3 protein-coding genes and 1 pseudogene are annotated in these 6643 nt (G+C 64.7%); 2 read left to right on the top strand and 2 right to left on the bottom strand.

The window, feature by feature from the left end:
- Positions 1–735, bottom strand: a 735-nt coding sequence (locus tag EOA24_RS23430; RefSeq protein WP_133374583.1) for a DMT family transporter, incomplete at its 3' end; no start/stop codon positions are given.
- Between the two features lie 201 nt (positions 736–936).
- Here EOA24_RS23430 and pepN point away from each other — a divergent pair.
- Together pepN and EOA24_RS23420 are read left to right on the top strand one after the other, a co-directional pair.
- Entirely contained in the window at positions 937–3582 is a 2646-nt protein-coding gene (gene pepN, locus EOA24_RS23425) for an aminopeptidase N (RefSeq protein WP_126078356.1), read from the top strand.
- A 168-nt stretch (positions 3583–3750) separates the two neighbouring features.
- Positions 3751–6072 carry a PAS domain-containing sensor histidine kinase gene (locus EOA24_RS23420; protein WP_126078357.1) on the top strand — a complete coding sequence of 774 codons (2322 nt, stop codon included), beginning with the start codon at positions 3751–3753 and terminating at the stop codon, positions 6070–6072.
- A 199-nt stretch (positions 6073–6271) separates the two neighbouring features.
- Here EOA24_RS23420 and EOA24_RS43225 read toward each other — a convergent pair.
- Positions 6272–6643: pseudogene (locus EOA24_RS43225) on the bottom strand (hypothetical protein); the annotation flags it as partial.

Below are 6643 nucleotides of genomic sequence, written 5' to 3'. Positions count from 1 at the left end.
GCGGTAGGCCGCCGTCATCAGGATCTGGCCGAGCCCGCCACAGAAGCCGGCGAAGACAAGCAGTGCCGCCTGAAGCGGCGTCAGCACCTGCCAGCCGAAAGGCAGGGTGAAGAGCGACAACACCGAAGCCGTGGACGAGAACCACAGCACTATGGTCGCCGTCTTCTCCGTCTGCACGAGATTGCGCACCAGGAGCATGGCGACCGCCGAGATCGCGGCGGCGATCAGCGCGGCCATAACGCCAAGCACCTCCTTGTCGTCGAGGCCTTGATCGGAATTGAGCAGCGTCAGTTCGGGCCAGGAGATGACCAGCACGCCGGCAAGACCGACGACGACCGCGCTCCAGCGATAGACGCGGATCGTCTCGCCGAGGAAGATCGAGGAAAACACGACGACCAGCAGCGGCTGGGCGTAGTTGAGGGTAATCGCCTCGGGCAACGGCAATCTGGTCAGCGCGAAGAAGCCGAGCCCCATGGCGCCGACGCCGACAAGGCCGCGCGCGATGTGGTTGAACGGCCGCCTGGTCGTGAAGGCGGTGGCGAGCTCGCCCTTGAAGGCCAGGAAGGCGATGATCGGGAAGATGGCGAAGAAGGAACGGAAGAAGACGACCTGCCCGGCAGGCACGTCGCCGGCCGCCTTGATGCAGGTCTGCATGCCGACGAAAACCGTCACCGAGACGATTTTCAGTGTGATGCCGCGCAGCGTGCTGTGGCCGACGGCATGATCGACGGTCATCTTGCCTCGTCAGAATGTCGGAAAACGAAGCCGCCCAATAGCCTAAGAGCAACTCCAGGAAAAGTGTGCAATCGGAATTGCGAAACACACCCTATCCCGCGGTTTTGTCGCGTGACGGTTTCGTGTAAAGAGCGCGCATCTCAAAATTCCTGGACCGGCCACGCTGGCTCCCGACCGAAATCGACAGGAAAAGCCCAAGGAATGCGCACCGATACCGGCCATGTCTTCAAGCTCGAAGACTATCGCCCCAGCGACTATCTCATCCCGAGGACCGGCCTCGACTTCCGCCTGTCGCCGGACGCGACCCATGTTACGGCGCTGCTCACCATCGAACGGCGCGAGGGCGTCGCGCCGGCGGCGCCGCTGGTGCTCGACGGCGATGGGCTGACGCTGCTTGGCCTAGCCATCGACGGGCAGGCGCTCGCTGCCGGCGACTACGAGGCGACGCCGGACCGGCTGACGATCCTGAAGCTGCCGGCGGCACAGCGTTTCGAGCTTCGTCTGGAGACCGAGATCGCGCCTTCGCGCAACGAGGCGCTGATGGGCCTTTATCGCTCCAACAACGTCTATTGCACGCAATGCGAGGCCGAGGGCTTTCGCCGCATCACCTATTTCCTCGACCGACCCGATATCCTGTCGGTCTACACCGTGCGCATCGAAGCCCCGCACAATGAGGCGCCGCTGCTGCTTTCCAACGGCAACCCCGTCGAGCGCGGCGCGCTCGCTAATGGCCGGCACTACGCGGTCTGGCACGACCCCTTCCCTAAGCCTTCCTACCTTTTCGCGCTGGTGGCGGGCGCGCTCGGCAGGGTGGCGGGCAGCTTCACCACCATGTCCGGCCGCGAGGTCGAGCTCGGCATCTATGTCGAGCCCGGCAAGGAGCGGCTTGCCGGCTATGCGATGGACGCGCTGAAGCGCTCGATGAAATGGGACGAGGACGCCTTCGGCCGCGAATACGACCTCGACGTCTTCAACATCGTGGCCGTGTCCGACTTCAACATGGGCGCGATGGAGAACAAGGGCCTCAACGTCTTCAACGACAAATATGTGCTGGCCGACGAGGAGACCGCGACGGATGCCGACTTCGCCAATATCGAGGCGATCATCGCGCATGAGTATTTCCACAATTGGACAGGCAACAGAATCACTTGCCGAGACTGGTTCCAGCTCTGCCTAAAGGAAGGGCTGACCGTTTACCGCGACCACGAATACTCCGCCGACCAGCGCTCGCGGGCGGTGAAGCGCATCGCCGAGGTGCGCACGCTGCGCGCGCATCAATTCCCGGAAGACCAGGGGCCGCTGGCGCATCCGGTCAGGCCGCGGCGCTACCGCGAGATCAACAATTTCTACACGGCGACCGTCTACGAGAAAGGTTCCGAAGTGGTGCGCATGATCCGCACCATCCTCGGGCCGGAACTCTTCCGTGCCGGCATGGACCTCTATTTCGAGCGGCATGACGGCGAGGCCGCGACGATCGAGGACTTCTTGAAAGTCTTCGAGGACGTCTCTGGCAGAGACCTCGCGCAATTCGCGCTCTGGTACCATCAGGCCGGCACGCCGAACCTGACGGTGAGCTCCACGCACAATGCGGCGGCCAGGGAGTTCACGCTGGAGATCGAGCAGTCGGTGCCGCCGACGCCGTCGGAAAGCCGCAAGCGGCTGATGCACATTCCTTTGGCCTTTGGCCTGGTGGGCGCAGGCGGCCAGCCTGTCACCTGGACGGCCGTCGAGGGCGCGACGGTGGATGACGGCGTCATCCATATCCGCAAGCGCCGGCACACGGTGCGCTTCTCCGGCGTTTCGGAGCGGCCGTCGGTATCGCTCAACCGCGGCTTCTCGGCGCCAATCACGCTTTCGGTGCAGCAGAAGGCGGACGACCAGTTCTTCTTGGCGGCGCATGACAGCGACCCCTTCGCGCGCTGGCAGGCGTTCAACACGCTTTTGACCGACGCGCTGATCGCCGCCTTCCGCCAGATCCTCGGCGGCAAGGAGCCGGCCTTCGCAGGACGGCTGGCTGAGCTTGCCGGCAGGATCGCCGGCGACGAGGCGCTGGAGCCGGCCTACCGGGCACTGGCGCTCACGCTTCCTGGTGAAGCCGACATTGCCCGCGACATCGGGAAGGGCATCAACCCCGACGCCATCTTCGCCGCGCGCGAGGCGCTGGCGCGGGCGATCGCCGGGACAAATCGCGATGCCTTTTCCGCTCTCTATGACAGCCTCGCCGACAAGGGTCCGTTCAGCCCGGACGCGGCGAGCGCCGGACGCAGGGCGCTCCGCAACATCCTGCTCGATTATCTTTCGCTGCTGCCGGGCGGCGGCGCCCTCGCCGCGCGGCACTTCAATTCCGCCACCAACATGACAGACCGTGCCGCGGCGCTGGCCGTGCTGGCGCATCGCCATTCGGACACGGCCGAGGCCGAAGAGGCGCTGGCAGCCTTCGAGGGCCGCTATCGCGGCGACGCGCTGGTGCTCGACAAATGGTTCCAGATCCAGGCCGGCGTGCCTGGCGCGAAGACCGTCGACAAGGTGCGCGCGCTGATGCTGCACCCCGCCTTCTCGATCGCCAATCCGAACCGCGTGCGCTCGCTGATCGGCACCTTCTCCAGCGCCAACCAGACCGGCTTCCACCGCCCCGACGGCGAAGGCTACCGCCTCTTCGCCGAGACGGTGCTGGAGGTCGAGAAGCGCAACCCGCAAGTGGCGGCGAGGCTGGCGACCGCGCTGCGCTCCTGGCGCTCGCTGGAGCCCGGACGCCAGGCCAAGGCCAAGCAGGCGCTGCTCGATATGGCGAAGGTAGAGAACCTGTCGGCGGATCTGCGGGATATCGTGGAGCGGACGCTGGCTTGACTAGCGATCTCCCTCCTCGTGGGGGAGATCAGCTAAATTTCAATCAACTTTTAATCTTTTTCGCCCGGCCCTCTGGACAAGGCGAATCACGTTTGATTCTTTAATGGCGATTCGGGCGTGCGGCGTATCCGGATCATCCAGTATACGGCAGATCGGGGAGTGCCATTTATGGCCAAGGCGGACGCGTGGGGCGCGCCCGGAGGGAAGGCTTTTGCGCGTCGCAAGGCAAGGGGCGATGGACTTGCCGGCAATGCGCGCCTGATCGCCGAACCCACCTATCAGCGGCTGTTGGCCGCCGAGCCGTTTCTTCGCCGGTCGATCCCGGCGCTGATCGTTATTTTCCTCGCCGTTATCGCGGCGCTGCGCTTCCTGTCACTGATGAACGAGCATGACGAGATCGAGCGCGACGCCAAGGCGGTGCTGGCTTTAGCCGCCGGCCAGATGGCGCAGGCGATCACGGCGGATCCCAACGTTGCGGGCGCCAACGCCGTCAGCCTGCTGGAAAGCACCAGCCGCCAGGGCGCCATGAGCCGCGCCCATGTGCTGGCCATCACCGACGGCAACTTCAAGGTCATCGCCGTCTCGCCGCTTTCGACCGGCTGGCAGGGCCGCACGCTGGACAGTCTGGTCCTTGGCGGCCAGCCGCTGTTCATGTTCGGCGACCGCGCCGGCGTGATGGATGTCAGCATCGCCGGAAAGGATTGGTTCGCCGCAGTCAGCCTCACCGGGGACCGCGGGCACGCGACCGCCGTGCTGGTGCCGCAGGAAGCGGTGTTCGACAGCTGGCGCAAGTCGATGTCGCTCAACGTCACGCTGTTCGTGCTGACGGCGGGCGTGCTGATCGTCATCCTCTATGCCTATTTCGGCCAGGCCGCGCGCGCCCAGGCGGCGGACCGCATCTATCTCGAGGCGCATCAGCGCATCGACATGGCGCTGGTGCGCGGCCGCTGCGGGCTGTGGGACTGGGACATGGTGCGCGGCAAGATGTACTGGTCGCGCTCGATGTACGACATGCTGGGCTACGAGCCCTGCGATACGATGCTCTCCTTCGGAGAGGTCGACGAGATTATCCATCCGGACGACGGCGACCTGTTCGAGCTCGCCAACCGCATCGTCGAACGCGAGATCGACCATATCGACCAGGTCTTCCGCATGCGCCATGCCGACGGACAATGGGTGTGGATGCGGGCCCGTGCCCAGGTGATCGACCCGGAAGCGCCGGAGATCCAGCTGATCGGCATCGCCGTCGACGTCACCGAGCAGCGGCACCTGGCGCTGCGTTCGGAAGCGGCCGACATGCGGCTGAGAACCGCGATCGAGAACATCAACGAATCCTTCGTGCTGTGGGATGCCTCCGAGCGGCTGATCATGTGCAATTCGAAGTTCCAGAAGGACAATGGGCTCTCGGACCGCGACGTCGTGCCGGGCGTCGGTCGCGATGCGCTCGAGGAGCGGATGCTGGCCTTCGCCTCCGAGCGCAGGCTCGCCAACGCCAACGGTCCGCATGGCGGCGTCACCCTGGAGCGCCAGCTTGCCGACGGCCGCTGGCTGCAGGTCAACGAGCTCAGGACCCGCGACGGCGGCATCGTCTCGGTCGGCTCCGACATCACCCAGATCAAGCTGCATCAGGAGAAGCTGGTCGACAGCGAGCGCCGGCTGATGGCGACGATCCACGATCTCAGCCTCGCCCGCCGCGCCGAGGAGGAACGCTCCAGCGAGTTGGTCGAGCTCAACCGCAAATATATGAAGGAGACCGAGCGCGCCGAGGCGGCCAATCGCGCCAAGTCGGAATTCCTCGCCAACATGTCGCATGAGCTGCGCACGCCGCTCAACGCGATCATCGGCTTCTCCGAGCTGATGCAGCAGGGCCTGTTCGGGCCGCTCGGCTCGGAGCGCTACGAAGAGTACGCGACCGACATCAACGGCAGCGGCAAATACCTGCTCGGCGTCATCAACGATATCCTCGACATGTCGAAGATCGAGGCCGGCCAGTTCTCGCTCGACCGCGAGGAGATCGACCTCTGCCCGCTGATCAAGGAGACGGTGCGGGTGATCTCGCTGCAGGCGGCGGAAAAGTCGATCAATGTCGAGACGCGCATCGCCGATGCGATGCGGGTCTACGCCGACCGCCGCGCGATCAAGCAGATCGCCATCAACCTGCTCTCCAATGCAGTGAAGTTCACCGGCCAGGGCGGCAAGATCACGGTCCGGGCACGCAACACGTCGGGAGCGCTACTGCTCACCATCGAGGACAATGGCTGCGGCATCCCCAAGCATGCGCTGAGCAAGCTCGGGCGGCCGTTCGAGCAGGTGCAGAACCAGTTCTCCAAGAACCACACCGGCTCAGGCCTTGGCCTCGCCATCTCGCGCTCGCTGGCCGAGCTGCAGGGCGGCGCGCTGAAGATCCGCTCGACCGAAGGCGTCGGCACCATCGTGTCGGTGCGCATCCCGCTGAAGAAGGCGCCGGCCACGGTGAAGGTCGCGGCTTAGGTCAGAGCGGTTCACCGGCGGACCACGCCCGCTGTGCTGCCCAAAACAGGGGAAAACGTCCACTTCGGGTTCTATTGCAGAATTGCTAATATTACGATTGGCTCAGCCGGCTTGCCCCCGCGCCGGTCAGGCCCGGCGGTTGGTCGAACCCACCCCAACGAACTGGGCCGCTAAACTGAGCTAGTAGGGTTTAGATCGTTTACGGCTGCCGACGCCGGGCTCGCCTCGGCGCGTTTCGATGCCCGTCTATAGACCAAGCCGACGACGAGCCGAAATATCCGACCTGCAGAATGACCATGGCCAGCATTGCCCATCCGAGCGCCGTCCAGACGGAACCAGTTTCCATGTCAGCCCAGATCGCCACCATGAATGACGCCGCGAACATGCCCACCAAGAATTTCTGAAGATCCATAGTTGCCCAGCGCCCCAGGTTTTGGCGATTTTGGGGGGCTTTCAAGTCAGCCGTTGAAAGAACCCGCCGCTCCATTTGCGGAGCGGCGAGGCCCCCCTTCGTCGGGGTGATGATTGACCCCGGCATTGCTGCAGTGCAATTGCGGTGCCAGACCCATTG

Source organism: Mesorhizobium sp. M2A.F.Ca.ET.039.01.1.1, assembly GCF_003998035.1.
Taxonomy (GTDB): Bacteria; Pseudomonadota; Alphaproteobacteria; order Rhizobiales; family Rhizobiaceae; genus Mesorhizobium.
Note: the sequence above shows the minus strand (reverse complement) of the source record. Positions and strands in the feature narration are given on the sequence as shown.